We start from the raw sequence: 16249 nt of genomic DNA, 5'->3' as shown, positions 1-16249 counted from the left end.
TTCAAAACTATATTTAAGTAAATAAATTTATAATATTAATCCCTATAAAAGCTATTATATATGCAAAAATACAGCTAAAAGCAAAAAGGTAAAAGACATATTTTTTACCACCTGCTTCTTTGGCAAAAACTATAGTAGCTGCAAAGCAAGGATTATAAATCATTACAAATAAAATATAAGCTATAGCTACTTCAAAAGGGATATTTTTTGCTATATAAGCTCTTAGTGCATTATCATTCTCACTTACATCCCCACCTAAAGAATAAAGCACACCCATAGTAGAAATCATCACTTCCTTAGCCGCCAAACCACTCACTAAAGAAACGCTAAGCTTCCAATCAAAACCAAGTGGTGCAAAAACAGGTTCTATAGCCTTGCCAAACTGGCCTAAATAGCTGTTTTCAACTTGTAATTCTTGTTGCAAAAGCAAATCTTGATTTTGATTTTTTTGCACTGGAAAATTACTCGCAAACCAAATTAATAAAGAAGCAAGCAAAATAAAAGTTCCTGCTTTTTTCAAATACATTTTAGCCTTATTAAAAACCATAAACCAAACTAAATTCCAATTTGGCATTCTGTATTTTGGCATCTCCATCACAAAAGGTTCATCTTGACCCCTAAAAGCACTCATTCTTAAAATTTTTGCTGCAATCAAACCCAAAAAAGCACCCAAAAGATAAATTCCAAACAAATAATTCCCAGCCACATCATTTGGAAAAAACGCTCCAACAAAAAGCACATAAACAGGAAGTCTTGCACCACAACTCATAAAATTTATAATAAAAAGTGTTAGCAAACGATCTTTTTTATTTTTAAGCGTTCTTGTAGCCATAAAAGCAGGCACCGAACAGCCAAAACCTGTGATTAAAGGGATAAAACTTTTTCCATGCAAGCCAAATTTATACAAAATTCCATCAAGCAAAAACGCCACTCTAGCCATATATCCAGTCGTTTCAAGCAAGGCTATACCAAAAAATAAAATCACAATATTAGGCAAAAAGCCAATAACAGCACCAACACCGCCCACAATCCCATCAGCAAGTGCTGAAGCGATAAATTCATTGCTAATATTTGCTTTAATTGCTTCACCTAAATAAGCAAAAAATCCTTCTATATAATCCATAGGAATTTGACCCAAGCTAAAAGTTAGCTGGAACAAAGCCCACATAAAAAATAAAAATATAGGAATACCCAAGTATTTGTTAATCAAAATCGCATCAATTTCTTTGGTATGATTTAAATTTTTAACACCCTTTCTTAAAACCTTAGCCACTATAGCATTGCTAAAAGCAAGTAATTCTTCTTTAAAAATCGCATCAATTTCTTGGTTGCAAAAATGCTTACATATATTATCTTGACTTTTTTTAACAAAATTTTTTAAATCCACATTGTCTGTTATTTTTTCATTTTTAAGCAAAGAAAGTGCAAATTCCTTTTTGTGGGAGTGGTGGATTTTTTCAGTATCTAAAAAATGAATGATTTTTTCTAATTCTTCTTCAATAACATCACAATAAATTCTATTTATCGTTTTTAAATCCTCTTCATAAGTTTTGATGATAAGATCTAATAAAATCGATAAATTATCCTTTGTCTTAGCAGAAATTCCTACACATGGCGTGCTCAATAAATTAGACAATATTTCATAATTTATCATTATGCCCTCATGCCTTGCTTCATCTTGCATATTTAAAGCCATAATCATCTTTTTTTGCATTTGCAAAAGGGCTGCACTTAAGATTAAATTTCTTTCTAAATTTGTAGAATCTAAAACATTGACGATTAAGTCGTATTTTCCCTGCTCTAAAAACTGCTTAGTGATTTTTTCTTCTTCACTATAACCATCAAGTGCATAAGTTCCTGGTAAATCTATAAAATTAAGTTCATAATCTTTATAAACTATCTTTGCTTCAGCCTTTTCAACCGTAACCCCGCTAAAATTACCAACTTTCATATTGGCCTTACAAAGAGCATTAATTAATAAACTTTTTCCAACATTTGGTTGGCCTACTAAAGCAATGGTAATTTTTTTCATTTTAACTCTTTTGCAATTTCAATAGCCTTAGCTTCGCTAGCTCTTAAAATCACACAACTTGCTTCAAGTTCAACCATAATAGTCGAATTTGCCATAGAAGAACGAATTTTTTTGATTTTTTTATTTTTTGCAAAACCAAAACTAAAAAGCCTAGCTTGAAGTTGTTTATCTGCTTTAAAGCCTATTATAATAGCTTCTTCATTGTCTTTTAAAGTATCTAAAGTCATGTATTTTCCTTGCAAAACTAAGAAAGAAAGTATTATATAAAAAATTAGATTATTTATTTTTTAAAATAATAAGCAATCTCAAAAAAATGAGATTGCTAAAAATCAAAACTATTTAAATTTTCTAAATTTTGAAGCTTTTTAACTAATCCCTCAGCCTTTTCTAAAGAAAGTGCTATACTAGCATTTGAAAGGAATTTTTCTTTTAATTCATCAAAACTTAAAGGATTGTCAAAATTTCCTTTATTAATAAACACATCTTTTTTAACCACTCTTCCATCATTTAAAACAGCTTCTAAATGCCCAGGGAAGTATTTAGGAAAACCGCTAGATTTTTTCTTTTCATAACTAATTTTTTTAGCAAATTCTATCACTTCAGCCCTATTTAAATTTTCATAAGACTTTAAAGTAATTTTGCCATCAAAAAAGGCTAAAGCCATTAAAAATGGCATAGAAAATTTAGCCGCATAAGCACTTTGTGGAGTGTATTTTGCTTCGATTGGATCGCAAATAAATGAAATTGGCACCTCATCAACAAAACAATGCAAACTTTTAATCTCTTGTGCTTTTAAGCCATCATTTCTTAAACTCATAGCACAATCAATAAGCCCATGGGCAAAATGGCAACTTGGATAAGGTTTTAAAGATACTTGCATTACTTGCCAAATTTCATTTAAACCCTTGCAAAGCTCATTTTTATCGCACTCATTTTCTAAGCCAAAAGTTCTAAAGATATTATCCCTTCCTTCAAATATACTCAAAGGCCCACTCATATTAGCTTTTGCAAAATTTGCTACTAAAATTCCATTTTTTAAAGCATTGGCTATGTGTAAAACTTTAGAATTAGATCCATTGGATAAAAACTCATTCACCCCACTTGCAAAACTTCCTGCTAAACCTAGTGCATTGATGATTTGTTCTTTGTTTAAATCAAGCAAAACACAACTTGCAGCCACACTACCAAAAATCCCTGCTATAGCTGTAGTATGAAAACCGCGTTTGTGAAAACTTCCTTTGCTTGCTATACCCACTCTAGCAGCAATTTCCCAACCCACAATAAAGGCTTTCAAAACTTTTTTTCCATCTTTACTCACGCTAAATCCATAAGTTAAGCAAAGCGGGGTTAAAATCGCACTAGCGTGCAAAATGGCTTCAGTGTGCGTATCATCAAAATCAAGTGCATGTGCTGCAATGGCATTTACCATCGCTGCATAAATTACATCAAGCTTTTTATCTTCACACCAAATTTTTTCACTAGGATTTATGCTTAAGGCCTCAAAAGCCTTAGTTGCATTTAAAACACAAAATTCATTTTTAGCAGCTAGGGCTGTTCCTAGTGTATCAAGCATAAGTTCTTTTGCTCTTTGCTTTGTCTCACTAGGAATAGCTTCATAGTCTAAATTTATGATAAATTCGGCTAATTTTTCACTCAAATACATTGTTTCCTACTTTAAAATTTCAGAATTTGCAATTTTTTCTAAAAATTCATCGACTAATTTTGGTGCATAACCCACATAAGTTGTAGCGTCCATTAAAACATCAATGTCTTTTTCACTCAAAATTTTACTCACACGCTCATCTTCAAGCAAAACTGCTTTGAAAGTTTTATGATTTTCTATACCTCTCATAGCATTTTCATACACAATCTCATGGGCATGTTGCTTACCATAATGATCACTCAAAGCAAACATCACGCGTTCTGCTAATACAAAGCCATTAAGCGTATCAAGATTTTTTAGCATTTTATCTTTTTTAACTTCTAAATCATCAAAAACAAATTTCATATTAGCTAGCACCACCGAAAGCATTAAAAATGCTTCTGGTAAAAGCTTCCATTCCATTTTCCAAACTTGACCATCTCTTTCATGCTCGTGTCTTTCTATATCGCTTAAAATTGCGATATTTGCTCTTAGGGCATTACTTACTGTTACTGCGTTTTCACTTACTGCAGGATTTCTTTTATGTGGCATAGTAGAGCTTCCTACTTGACCTTTTCCAAAAGGTTCAGCAATTTCATCGATTTCATTATGAGCTAAGATTAAAAGCTGATGGGCGATTTTGTTAAAGGTTGCATTGATATTGCCTAAAACATAACCAAGCTCGATGAAACGATCCCTTGCTGGTTGCCATGAGATATCAGGAACTTCTAAATTTAAACTTTCTAAAGTAAGTTTTTCTACTTCATTAGCCTTCTCACTCAAACTTGCTTTAGTTCCTACTGCACCTACGATTAATCCTACATATAATCTTTTTTCAAGTTCTATAATTCTTTCATAATGGCGGTTAAGCTCACTAAGCCAAATTGCAACTTTATGCCCAAAAGTTATAGGTAAAGCTTGCAAAGCTAAAGTTCTTCCCATCATTGCGGTATTTTTATGCTCTTTTGCGATTTTTGCTAAATTTTTAGCTATATCTTTTAAATCTTGCTTGATTAAAGCCATAGCTTCTTTAAATTGTAAAACTATGCCTGTATCGATGATATCTTGAGTAGTAACTCCAAAATGCACATATTCACCAAAACCATTTTCACAAGCTTTTTCTAAACCACGCACGGTAGGCACTAAAGGGTGTTTAGTCTTTTTAAACTCAGCAAAAATAAAATCCATATCCATAAATTTATAATGCGCTTTTTTACTTATCTCTTTAGCCGCTTCACTAGGAATAATGCCAAGTTTTGCTTGAGCATTTGCTAGGGCAGCTTCTACATCAAGCCATTTTTGAATTCTATTTTCTTCACTAAAAACAGCTCTCATTGCAGGGGTGCTCCAAGAATCTTGAAGCAACCTCATATCAAATACACTCACACCCATGTTTTATCCTTTAAAATTGATTTTTTCAAATGCTTGTTTTAAATCAGCAATCAAATCCTTACTATCTTCAAGGCCTATATGAAATCTCACAAAAGGCCCTCTAGTACTCCAATCTGTCGCAGTTCTTGGCGGAGTAGTAACAGTAGCTAAGCTCTCATATCCACCCCAACTTGCACCGATTGAAAAATACTCTAAATCATCTACAAATTTAATAGCTTGTTCTTTTGAAATGCCATCTGCAAATTCAATCGTTACCATACCATTAGCACCTTTGTGATCACGCATAAAAACTTCATGGTTTGGATGAGTTTTTAATTTTGGATAAAAAATTGTTTTAACTTCTTTTCTACTTTGTAAAAACTCTACTACTTCATCTGCACTTTTTTCATGAGCCCTCATTCTTACATCTAAAGTTCTCATACCACGAAGCACTAAATAAGCATCATCAGGGCTAGTGGTAAATCCCAAAGCTTCTGGTAATTTGTCAAAATTTTTCCATTCTTTTTCATTAATCACCACTATACCCATAGTAACATCAGAATGCCCGCTTAAGTATTTAGTTGCTGCAATTACTGAAATATCTACTCCAAGTGCAAGCGGATTTAAAAAATACCCACTTGAATAAGTATTATCAATTGCTACTGGTATATTGTGTTTGTGTGCAATTTCACAAAGTTTTGGTAAATCTATGATTTCATAAAGTATAGAACCTGGACTTTCACAAAGGATTAATTTTGTATTAGGTTTAATTTTTTCTTCCACATCACTTGCATCAGCTTTTAAAAAGTCAATCTCCACACCCATTTTAGCTAAAAATAAATCACAAATTGTTCTAACAGGCCCATAAATAGCATCAGTGATTAAAAAATGAGCATCTTTGCTAGCATAATTTAAAAGCACCATAGCTAATGCTGCAAGCCCTGTTGGAAAAAGTTGTGCTCTATGGCCACCCTCAAGCGCACAAATTAGTTTTTCAAGCTCAAAATTTGTAGCTGTTCCTCTAGCACCATAACTTAAAACACGATCAGTTTTTCTTAACTCGCGGTATTTTTGCCAAGTAGCATGATCTTTAAAAAGTATGGTTGATGCACGCATTAAGGTTGGATTAACTGATCTTACTTCAGCATTTTCATCGCCTCTTCCTAAGTGGATTAATTTAGTTTTGTTATTCATTTTTTATCCTTTATAAATAAACATAAGTCATAATCACATTAACAACAGCAGCTACAAGCATAGGAATAGCTGTTCTTTTTACAACTTGTAAGGGATTTACTTTAGCCATAGCTGAAATTGCCAAAATAGCCGGTGCAATAGGCGAAACACATCTACCAAAACCTGTCATGATTTGAATAGGTGCTATCATAGCTATGGTTTCAACGCCAAAAGATTTTGCTATATTTGGGATAAGCGGTGCAAAAGAAAAAAATGCTGCATTTCCTGAACCCATCAAAAACGCACACACAGCAAGTAAAATAGAAACTGCTATGATAATAGCAAGTACTCCAAAACCTGCATCTTTTGCAAAGTCTATTAAAGTATCTACAAAACCAACTGATAAAAGTCCGCTTGCAAAAACTTGACCACAAACAATCAAAGAAACGGTAATTACAAACAAATGCCCCATACCTTTAAAAAATACCATGATAGAATTTAAAGTATCAATCAAACTTTTATAGCGTATAATTTCAAAAATAATCGCTATGAAAGTAGAAATCATCATTGCAACTGGTACATTCATTCTAATAGCAGTAGATGAAGCTGCTTCAACCTCTTCCATAGTAGTAAGCCCCATTAATACCATGATGCTATCTAAAACACTACTAAAACCCAAAATTAACACTAAAGGTATAATAGGTAAAATCGCATAAATTCTAGGTGGCTTTTTAAGCTCTTCACTTTTGCCATCATGTTCTGCTAATTCTTTTTCAACATCATCGCGCTTAAATGTGAAATTTTCTTTTTTATCAAAATATTTTGAGCAAAAATAAATTGCAATACCTACTGCTATGATAATAGGCACAGTTGTAGGAAGCTGATAATGCACAAAATACACCGCTGGATCAATTTCAGCTGTTTTTGCAGCTAAAATTACATTACCACTTCCTGGGCCATGGTCAATGTATTGACAAATTCCAATCACTGAAAGTGCAGAAAGTTTAGAAACGCCTGAACGCACCAAAATAGGATACATTGTAACCATAAGCAAAAGTGCTAAACCTGCATGTGAAGGTATAAAAAGCACTAAAAATTGGATTACAAAATATGAAACTAACAATAAAATATAAGGGGATTTTACTGCTTTTAAAGGTTTTTCAAATACTTTAAATAAAGCATAACTTGCACCCACATGATCCATATAAGCAGAAAATCCTGCTATACACATCAAAGTAAGTCCAAGACCTGCTAGAGTACTTGACATTTTGGTATTTACTACTTGGAAAATATCAAAAAGTCCTAAATGCAAAGATTGCTTTTCATCAATAATAGGCGAAAGTCCAAAAATTCCTGCTAAAGCTAACAAAAATAAACCACTTAAAAGCAACGCCATATGAGCGTTGATTTTTTTATAAAGCATAAAAACAAGTAAAAATACAGAACATCCTGCAAAAAATAAACCTAGCATGCTCTATCCTTTATGAGCAATAACCTCTATCTCCACTTTAGCACCCTTAGGAAGATCTTTTACCGCAAAAGCACTTCTTGCAGGATATGGAGCTGCGAAAAATTCAGAATAAACCTCATTGAAAGCTAGAAAATCATCAATATTTGCTAAAAAGCAAGTTGTTTTAACTACATTATTAAAATAAAGATTATTTTCTTCTAATATAGCCTTAATATTTAGCAAAGATTGTCTTGTTTGCTCTTTTACATCTTCACTTTCTATATTGCCACTTTGTGGATTAATAGGAAGTTGTCCTGAAATAAACAATAAACCATTAGCTTCTCTATAAGCTGAATATGGTCCTATAGCCTTTGGGTAATTTGCCATGTTTTCTCCTTTTAGTTTAAATAAAAATGTAATATAATATTATCACTATAATAATAAATTGTCAATACTTTTTTATCATAATAATAATTTTTTTTATTATGATAAATTAAACAATTTTAGTGAAAATATTATGTAAAATAACAAAAAAATACAAAAAAGGTAAACCTATGGACGCACAACAAAAAGAATTATTTATTAAACTAACACAATTTCTAGGACAAGTGCTTGGAGACAAATACGAAGTTGTTTTTCATGTTATTTCAAAAGAAGGCTCTTACATAGCAGCGATTGCAAATAACCATATTAGTGGAAGGACAATTAATTCTCCATTGACTTCTTTTGCAAGCGAACTTGTGCAAGAAAAAGAGTATTTAAACAAAGATTTTTTATGTGATTATAAAGCAAAAGTTGGAAAATCTAAGATAGTAACTGGCTCAACTTTTTTCATAAAAAATCAAAATAAAATCGTAGGAATTTTATGTATAAACCATGATACCACCGAAATTAGAAATGCTATAAGTAAAATTATAGAACTTGAAAAAATCAATGATTTTAGTGATTTATTAAACATTTCAAATCATCAAAATACAAATTTACATCATATGAGTAATATAGAAACACTTAGCCATTCTATAGAAGATATTCTAGCTGAAAATATAGATTTAAAATATTTAGAATCAGGTTATAATTTAAGCACAGAACAAAAAGATGAAATTATTAAAAATCTTCATTCAAAAGGAATTTTTAATATAAAAGGAAGCATACCTATAGTCGCTAAATTCCTTAATATGTCAGAACCTAGCGTTTATAGGTATTTACAAAAACTTAAAAAATAATCAAAAGACAAATTGAGAGATAAAATATCCAGCAAGTGTCGCACAAGTGATTAATACAAAACCTGGCCTTAAATAAGAATGATTAATCACAAATTTGCCTATTTTTGTTGTGCCTGTTCTATCAAAAGCTACACATGCTATTTGATTAGCACCTGGGACTATAAAATCTCCAGCCACACAAGGATAAAGCACGATAAGAATTTGAGGAGGAATTCCCAAACTCACACCCAAAGGCATTAAAGCAGCCACTGTTGCTGAAGGCGAAAAAATAACCATAGAAAAAGCAAATAAAGCTAAGCCAAACAAATAAGGATAATCCTCTACAATATGCGATAAAGAATCACTAAATAAAGGCTTATAGGCTTCAAAAAATGTTCCTGTCATCCAAGCTATACCAAAAACCCCTACAACCCCTATAAGTCCTGATTTAAACACAGAGGCTTCGCCTAGTTTATTAGCAGGAACTTTAGCAAAAAGCATAATCAAGCAAGCTGTTGCAAGCATAATCATTTGGATTAAATTTGGAGTAGAAAGTCTTTCTATTTTACCATTTGCAAGCTCATAATGAGGCAATAAATTCGTAAAAGTTCCAAAGAAAATAATGGTTAAAATTCCTAAAGCAAAAACATATAAAGATCTTTTTGCCATAGGATCATGCTTGCTGTCTTTATTTTGCAAATCTTCGCTTAAAAAATGATATTCTCCTGTTTTTATCCTTCTTTGGAATTCCTCATCTTGTTCAAGTTCTTTTCCTCTTTTAAAAACACTCAAACAAGCACATATAACACCAATTAAAAATGCTGGCATTACCACAGCTAATATTTGAACAAGCCCTACACCACTAACAGCTAAAATAGCAACCATACCTGCAGTGGCTGCACTCATAGGTGAGGCTACCACCCCAATACCTGCTGCTATAACTGAAACTGATAATGCTCTTTCAGGACGAATTTTAGCTTGAGCAGCTACTTCAGCAATCACTGGATAAACAGAAAAAGCCACATAAGTAGTCCCACAAAATATTGTAAAACTTGAAGTGATTAATGGCCCCATAAAAACAATGGCTTGTGGTTTTTTCTTGAGTAATTTTTCTGCTATTTTAACTAGCAAATCAAGTCCGCCTGCACTTTGTAAAACACTCACACAAGTAATCACAGCAAGTATGATAAACACAACACTCACAGGAAGTGAAGCTGGTTGCATACCAAAAACTAAAACCAAAATACACATACCAAGCCCACCTGCAACCCCAAGTCCTATACCACCATATCTACCACCTATGGCTATCATAGAAAATATAATAAAAAGCTCTAGTATAAAAACAATATCCATCTAGCTTATACCTTTGCTTTATAGCTATTTAAAAGTTCTTTTGCATGTTCAATTTGCTCTAAAACTACTTTAGTTCCTGTGCCACCATAAGATACTCTTGCGTCTATACAAGTTTCTAAAGCAATTGCCTCATAAATATCCTCTTGGATATTTTCATTAAATTGATGAAATTCTTCCATACTAAGCTCTTCAAGCATTTTTCCATGTTTAATACAATAATTCACAGCTCCACCAACTATACTATGAGCTTCTCTAAATGGTATATTTTTTCTTACTAAATAATCAGCCATATCTGTGGCATTTGAAAATCCTTTTGCAGCAGCTGCTCTTGTGTTATTAGCATTTACTTGCATTTTTTCTATCATAGGAGTTATGATTTTTAAACTTGCCATTAAAGTATCCATAGAATCATAAACTGCAGCCTTATCTTCACTCATATCAGTATTATAAGCTAGTGGAATGCCTTTCATGATAGTTAGCATTGCCATAACATTGCCATACATTCTACCTGTCTTACCACGCATTTTTTCAGCTACATCAGGATTTTTCTTTTGAGGCATTATGCTTGAACCAGTGCAAAAATCATCACTTAATTCTATAAATTTAAAATCTTGACTTGAAAAAAGTATAAGCTCTTCACAAAAACGACTAAGGTGCATAAAACACATTGCAGCCACAGAAGTAAATTCAACCATATGATCCCTATCGCTTACACTATCAATGCTATTTTCTGTTGGTTTAATAAAGCCTAGTTCTTTGGCACAAAAATGTCTGTCTATATTAAATGTAGTTCCACCAAGTGCAGCCGCTCCTAAAGGACACTCATTCATTCTTTTATATAAATCTTCAAAGCGAGAATAATCCCTACTTAACATCCAAAAATATGCCATAATCCAATGTGAAAAAAGTATAGGTTGACCAGTTTGTAAATGTGTATAACCTGGCATGATAGCTTTGATATTTTTTTGTGCTTGATGGATAATTTCTTTTTGCAAAGTAGTAATTTGAGTTAATACTTCTTTAATAACAGCTCTCATGTGAATTTTAGAATCAAGCGTAGTTTGGTCATTTCTACTTCTTGCAGTGTGAAGCTTTCCACCTACTGGGCCTACAATTTGTGTCATTCTTTTTTCTATAGCCATATGAATATCTTCATCAGCTATATCAAAAACAAAGGTTCCATTTTGAATTTCTTCTCTAACTTGCTCTAAACCCTTGATGATAGCCTTTGCTTCATCTTCTTTTATAATGCCTTGTTTTGCAAGCATAGTGCAGTGGATTATACTTCCTTGTATATCAAAAGGGGCAAGTCTTGGCTCAACTGGCAGTGAAGCTGTATATTCTTCAACCAATTTATTTGTAGGCAAATCAAAACGCCCTCCCCACAATTTTTCTGCTTTTTGTGACATGTTTATCCTTTTATTTATAAATAAAAGGATAATTTTATAATTTTTATTTTTTTAAAAAGTTTAACTTTTATTTCTTTTAAAAATTTTCAACACACCAAAGGCTATTTTTTTAAAAAAAGTTTTTTTAGAATGCTTTGTTAAAAACTCCACTATATCTTTGCGCCCAAACATTAGTGCAAAGGTAAAAGGGGTCATACCAAGGCCATTATTTTCATCTATATTTGCTCCATATTCTACTAAAAGCTTACACATAGGCAAATATCCCTTAAAACACACTCCTGCTAATGGAGTTTGTCCTCTATCATTTTTTTCATCTACTCTAGCATTATTTTCTAGTAAAAACTTAGCACATTCATAAGCATTGTGATAACTTGCAAGCATTAAAAGGCTATCGCCTTTGTGATTTTTTAAATTCACGCTCAAACCTGCTTCTATCATAGTCTTTAAATTTTGCAAATCATTTTTTCTTGCAAAATCAAAAGCCATAGTGCAAAGTTCTTGAATTCTTTGTTCTTCTTCGTTGCTAAACATATTTTTCCTTTATAATCTTTAGTTTGCCACTTTTAAAGTGGCAAGTAAAAATTACATTTTCAAAGCTTTTTTAACTCCATTTGCATATTCGCTTGAAATTTTTTCAAAATGATTTAGTGCTCTAGCAATGATTTTTTCATCAACCCCATTCATAGAAGCAGCGATATTTTTAAATAATTGCTCTTTTTGATCTTGGTTCATTATATCAAACAAGGCTCTTGGTTGGGTATAAAAATCATCATCAAGTGGAGCATATCTTTGTGCATTGCCTTCAAGTGCTAAATCAGGCTCAAGATAGCTTTTATCTTCTTTTGGGCTATCATCATAACTATTTGGTTCATAATAAGCAGGGCCGTTTTTATAAGTATCAAAATTCATAGCTCCTGCTACATTGTAAGTATTTACTTCACTTTTTGCACGATTAACTGGCAATAAATGATAATTTGTTCCTATGCGGTATCTGTGTGCATCAGGATAAGAAAAAATTCTAGCTTGAAGCATTTTATCAGGACTAAAACCAATACCAGAGACTATATTGCTTGGGCTAAATGCAGCTTGTTCTACTTCGTTGAAATAATTTTGTACATTTTTATTTAATACCATCTCACCCACTTCAATCAAAGGTGCAATGCTATGTGGCCAAACTTTAGTTAAATCAAAAGGATTAAAACCAAGTTTATCTACCTCATCTTCTTTTAAAACTTGAATTTGAAAAGTCCATTTTGGAAAATCTCCTTTTTCAATAGCTTCATATAAATCCCTTTGATGACTTTCTCTATCATTTGCTATTAAATTTGCAGCTTCTTCATTGGTTAAATTTTTAATACCTTGCTTGGTTTTAAAATGAAATTTCACCCAAAATCTTTCATTTTTATCGTTAATCAAACTATAAGTATGGCTTCCAAAACCATGCATATGACGATAGCTTGCAGGAATTCCTCTATCGCTCATTAAGATAGTTACTTGATGTAAGCTCTCAGGGCATAAAGTCCAAAAATCCCATGCAGCGTTATTACTTCTTAAATGCGTTCTTGGGTCTCTTTTTTGAGTGTGGATAAAATCAGGGAATTTATAAGCATCTCTTATAAAAAATGTTGGAGTATTATTGCCTACTAAATCCCAATTTCCTTCTTTAGTATAAAATTTAATCGCAAAACCTCTTACATCTCTTTCTGCATCTGCTGCACCTGCTTCACCTGCAACGGTTGAAAATCTTATAAACAAAGGTGTGCTTTCTCCAAGTTGTAAAACTTTTGCCTTGGTGTATTGAGAAATATCTTTTGTGATTTTTAACTCCCCATAAGCACCACTTCCTTTAGCATGCACTGCTCTTTCTGGAATTCTTTCTCTGTTTTGATGAGCAAGTTTTTCAAGTAAGATATAATCTTGCATTAAAAGCGGACCTTTAGCGCCAGCACTTAGTGAGTTTTGATTATCCGCAACTATATTTCCAAAATCATTAGTTAATTTTTTCATCATGTCTCCTTTTTTAAATAATAATTTTTATTATTTGATAAATTATATCTTTAAAATATTAAACGAATATTAAAATAAAACACTAATCAAAAATCATATAAATTATTATTTTTTTTAAAAAAAATATTTTTTTAAGCATAATTATTTTTATTTTGTAATAAAATTATTAAAAAATAAGAATAAAATAAATTATTTTAAATATTCTTAACTACAAAATTAACAAGGAGGGACAAATGGACAAGGAAACAAGAACTTATTATATAAAGCTTGTTAAATTTCTTGCTGACACTTTAGGAAGAAACTATGAAATAGTTTTACATGATGTAAGTGAAGATGGTGCTAATATAGCAGAAATTGCAAATAATCACATTAGCAAAAGAACAATCAATTCTCCTTTAACAGGTTTTGCAATAGAAATGATTAAAAACAAAGTTTATTTAGAAAGAGATTACATTACGCATTATAAAACTTCACCAAAAAATTCTCAAATTACATCAGGCTCAACTTTTTTTATAAAAAAAGATGAAAAGCTTGAAGGTTTACTTTGTATAAATCATGATACTTCAGCATTTAAAAAAATATCAGATGAAATTTTAAATTTGGGAAATATTTATGATAATTCCTATGAAGATACTCAACAAGATAACAAAGAATATATAAGATTAGATTTAGAAGAAATTGTTGAAGATATATCTGGAATGGATATAGAAAGCTTTAAAAATAAAAATTTAAAACCTAAAGAAAAACAAAAAATAATTGCTAGTTTATATGAAAAAGGGGTGTTTAATGTAAAAGGAGTTATACCAAAAGTTGCAGAAATTTTAAATATCTCCGAACCTAGTGTTTATAGACATTTGCAAAAAATAAAATAAATAGGTATTTTTAAAAAATGTAATTTTTGATACAATAACACTCTTAAATATTAAATAAAAGGAAAAAAATGGCTGATGATATGATGGATGAACAAGTAGAAACTAAAAAAAAGGGTGGTAATACTTTAGTTATTATTATCGTAGTTTTCTTGTTTGTATTTTTACTTGTAATTATAGGAGCAATAGCTTATTTAATGTTTAGTGGTGGAAATTCTGAAGAAAATCCTACTGCACAAAATGAAGAGGCTACTCAGCAAGCTGCACCAGCACCGAAAAAAACCAATGCAGTAGCAGCTAGAGGAAGTGATTATGCAAATATTGGAGTGATGTATCCTTTAGCACCTTTTACTCTAAATTTATTAAGTGATGGTGGTGCAAGATATGTAAAATGCACTATACAACTTGAACAAAATGTTGAAACTCTAACTCCAGAACTTGATAAAAAAAGTGCAATTATAAGAGATATTATCATTAGAACATTAACTTCAAAAACATTTGAAGAAGTAAGCACTACCAAAGGAAAAGAAAGACTAAAAGATGAATTAACCGGTAAAATCAACGAAGTTTTAACCGATGGCTTTATAAAAAATATTTATTTTACTGATTTTGTTGTATCTTAATGATAGGATGTGATATAGTCTTATGCTCTCGCATAGAAAAAATTTATGATAGACACAAAACGCTTTTCTTGGATAAATTTTTATCCAAGCAAGAGCAAAGTTATATTAAAAATACCAATACATTAGCAGGATTTTGGGCTATTAAAGAAGCAGCTTCTAAAGCTTTAGGTGTAGGAATTTCAAAGGAATGTTCTTTTTTTGATATCATTATCTTTAAAGATAGCAAAAATGCTCCTCACATTCAATTTTCTCAAAAAATTATAAAAGAATTTAATATAAAATCAACTAGTGTAAGTGTAGCTCATGATGGGGGTTTTGCTATAGCAGTAGTGGCTATAGAAACCAAGCAAGGATAAACCTTGCTTGATTACATATAAAGTCCGCCATTAACCTTTAAAATTTCTCCTGTGATATAAGAAGAATGATCACTTAGTAAAAATGCTACAGCTTGGGCTACTTCACTCGCATCAGCAAAGCGTTTTAAAGGGATATTGTTTATATAATTTTGTTTTATTTCATCGCTTAGAACTTCTGTCATATCGCTTTTTATAAAACCAGGGGTAATGCAGTTATATCTTATATTTCTAGCTGCACCTTCTTTAGCAAAAGATTTTGTTAGTGCTATCATACCACCTTTGCTAGCGCTATAATTACTCTGCCCTACATTTCCCATCTCTCCAACTATAGAGGCGATATTTACCACCGCGCCAAAACGCTTTTTACTCATAGCTTTTAAAGCTTCCCTGCAACCTAAAAAGCTTGAATTTAAATTCGCATTAATCACTGATGAAAAATCATCCATACTCATTCTAAGTGCTAATTTATCATTAGTAATACCTGCATTATTAACCAAATAACTAAGCTCGCCATCACTTTGTATAATAGTAGCAACAGCATTAACAAATTCTTCTTCAACACTAGCATCAAATTTAATTACAGCTGCAATGCCACCATTTTTTTCAATTTCTTCTTTTAGTGCATCAGCAAGCTCAGGCTTACTTCTATAATTAATCCAAACTTTTAAACCATGAGTTGCTAATTCTTTTGCAATTGCTGCACCTATGCCTTTACTTGCACCTGTTATTAAAACATTTTTTCCACTAAATTTCATTGTTCTC

The 16249-nt window shown here is 31.7% G+C and carries 16 protein-coding genes; 4 read left to right on the top strand and 12 right to left on the bottom strand.

Features of this window, described 5'->3' with window-relative positions:
- Window positions 1-13: 13 nt before the first annotated feature.
- The 7 genes from feoB to CPEL_RS01450 all read right to left on the bottom strand — a co-directional run bounded on the left by feoB (window position 14) and on the right by CPEL_RS01450 (window position 8055).
- Window positions 14-2032 (bottom strand): ferrous iron transport protein B, encoded by a 2019-nt coding sequence (feoB, locus tag CPEL_RS01480; RefSeq protein WP_044598317.1) that lies wholly within the window; start codon window positions 2030-2032, stop codon window positions 14-16.
- Window positions 2029-2259: a FeoA family protein gene (locus tag CPEL_RS01475; RefSeq protein ID WP_044598316.1), complete on the bottom strand. Its 231-nt coding sequence runs from the start codon at window positions 2257-2259 to the stop codon at window positions 2029-2031. Before CPEL_RS01475 ends, feoB begins: the two co-directional genes overlap by 4 nt.
- Window positions 2260-2354: 95 nt before the next feature.
- Window positions 2355-3695, bottom strand: a complete 1341-nt coding sequence (locus CPEL_RS01470; protein WP_044598315.1) for an MmgE/PrpD family protein — start codon at window positions 3693-3695, stop codon at window positions 2355-2357.
- 6 nt (window positions 3696-3701) lie between these two features.
- Window positions 3702-5066 (bottom strand): adenylosuccinate lyase, encoded by a 1365-nt coding sequence (gene purB, locus CPEL_RS01465; RefSeq protein WP_044598314.1) that lies wholly within the window; start codon window positions 5064-5066, stop codon window positions 3702-3704.
- A 3-nt stretch (window positions 5067-5069) separates the two neighbouring features.
- Window positions 5070-6239, bottom strand: coding sequence for a trans-sulfuration enzyme family protein (locus tag CPEL_RS01460; protein ID WP_044598313.1), 1170 nt, complete (start codon window positions 6237-6239; stop codon window positions 5070-5072).
- 10 nt (window positions 6240-6249) lie between these two features.
- Window positions 6250-7689, bottom strand: coding sequence for a C4-dicarboxylate transporter DcuC (gene dcuC, locus CPEL_RS01455; RefSeq protein WP_044598312.1), 1440 nt, complete (start codon window positions 7687-7689; stop codon window positions 6250-6252).
- Window positions 7690-7692: 3 nt separating this feature from the next.
- Window positions 7693-8055 carry a Rid family detoxifying hydrolase gene (locus tag CPEL_RS01450; protein ID WP_044598311.1) on the bottom strand — a complete coding sequence of 121 codons (363 nt, stop codon included), beginning with the start codon at window positions 8053-8055 and terminating at the stop codon, window positions 7693-7695.
- A 167-nt stretch (window positions 8056-8222) separates the two neighbouring features.
- Between CPEL_RS01450 and CPEL_RS01445 the strand changes: the two genes are divergently transcribed.
- Window positions 8223-8891 (top strand): YheO-like PAS sensor domain-containing protein, encoded by a 669-nt coding sequence (locus tag CPEL_RS01445; RefSeq protein ID WP_044598310.1) that lies wholly within the window; start codon window positions 8223-8225, stop codon window positions 8889-8891.
- Here the strand turns inward: CPEL_RS01445 and CPEL_RS01440 are convergent, their stop codons facing one another.
- Genes CPEL_RS01440 through CPEL_RS01425 form a run of 4 tightly spaced genes read right to left on the bottom strand, consistent with a single transcriptional unit; the run spans window position 8892 to window position 13639 of the window.
- Window positions 8892-10223 carry an anaerobic C4-dicarboxylate transporter family protein gene (locus tag CPEL_RS01440; RefSeq protein ID WP_044598309.1) on the bottom strand — a complete coding sequence of 444 codons (1332 nt, stop codon included), beginning with the start codon at window positions 10221-10223 and terminating at the stop codon, window positions 8892-8894. It abuts the gene before it with no gap.
- A 5-nt stretch (window positions 10224-10228) separates the two neighbouring features.
- Entirely contained in the window at window positions 10229-11632 is a 1404-nt protein-coding gene (gene argH / locus CPEL_RS01435; RefSeq protein ID WP_044598308.1) for an argininosuccinate lyase, read from the bottom strand.
- 60 nt (window positions 11633-11692) lie between these two features.
- Window positions 11693-12163, bottom strand: coding sequence for an ankyrin repeat domain-containing protein (locus CPEL_RS01430; protein ID WP_044598307.1), 471 nt, complete (start codon window positions 12161-12163; stop codon window positions 11693-11695).
- 51 nt (window positions 12164-12214) lie between these two features.
- Complete coding sequence (locus tag CPEL_RS01425; RefSeq protein ID WP_044598306.1) at window positions 12215-13639, bottom strand: catalase; 1425 nt, start codon at window positions 13637-13639, stop codon at window positions 12215-12217.
- Between the two features lie 233 nt (window positions 13640-13872).
- On the opposite strand from CPEL_RS01425, the gene CPEL_RS01420 reads away from it, so the two are divergent.
- The 3 genes from CPEL_RS01420 (at window position 13873) to acpS (ending at window position 15487) form a co-directional block, all read left to right on the top strand.
- Window positions 13873-14511, top strand: coding sequence for a YheO-like PAS sensor domain-containing protein (locus CPEL_RS01420; RefSeq protein ID WP_044598305.1), 639 nt, complete (start codon window positions 13873-13875; stop codon window positions 14509-14511).
- Window positions 14512-14594: 83 nt separating this feature from the next.
- Complete coding sequence (fliL, locus tag CPEL_RS01415; protein ID WP_084083583.1) at window positions 14595-15131, top strand: flagellar basal body-associated protein FliL; 537 nt, start codon at window positions 14595-14597, stop codon at window positions 15129-15131.
- Entirely contained in the window at window positions 15131-15487 is a 357-nt protein-coding gene (gene acpS / locus CPEL_RS01410; RefSeq protein WP_044598303.1) for a holo-ACP synthase, read from the top strand. Before fliL ends, acpS begins: the two co-directional genes overlap by 1 nt.
- A gap of 11 nt (window positions 15488-15498) precedes the next feature.
- Here acpS and fabG read toward each other — a convergent pair whose 3' ends face one another.
- Complete coding sequence (gene fabG / locus CPEL_RS01405) at window positions 15499-16242, bottom strand: 3-oxoacyl-ACP reductase FabG (RefSeq protein ID WP_044598302.1); 744 nt, start codon at window positions 16240-16242, stop codon at window positions 15499-15501.
- Window positions 16243-16249: the final 7 nt, after the last annotated feature.

It is taken from the genome of Campylobacter peloridis LMG 23910 (assembly GCF_000816785.1).
Lineage (GTDB): Bacteria > Campylobacterota > Campylobacteria > Campylobacterales > Campylobacteraceae > Campylobacter_D > Campylobacter_D peloridis.
Note: the sequence above shows the minus strand (reverse complement) of the source record. Positions and strands in the feature narration are given on the sequence as shown.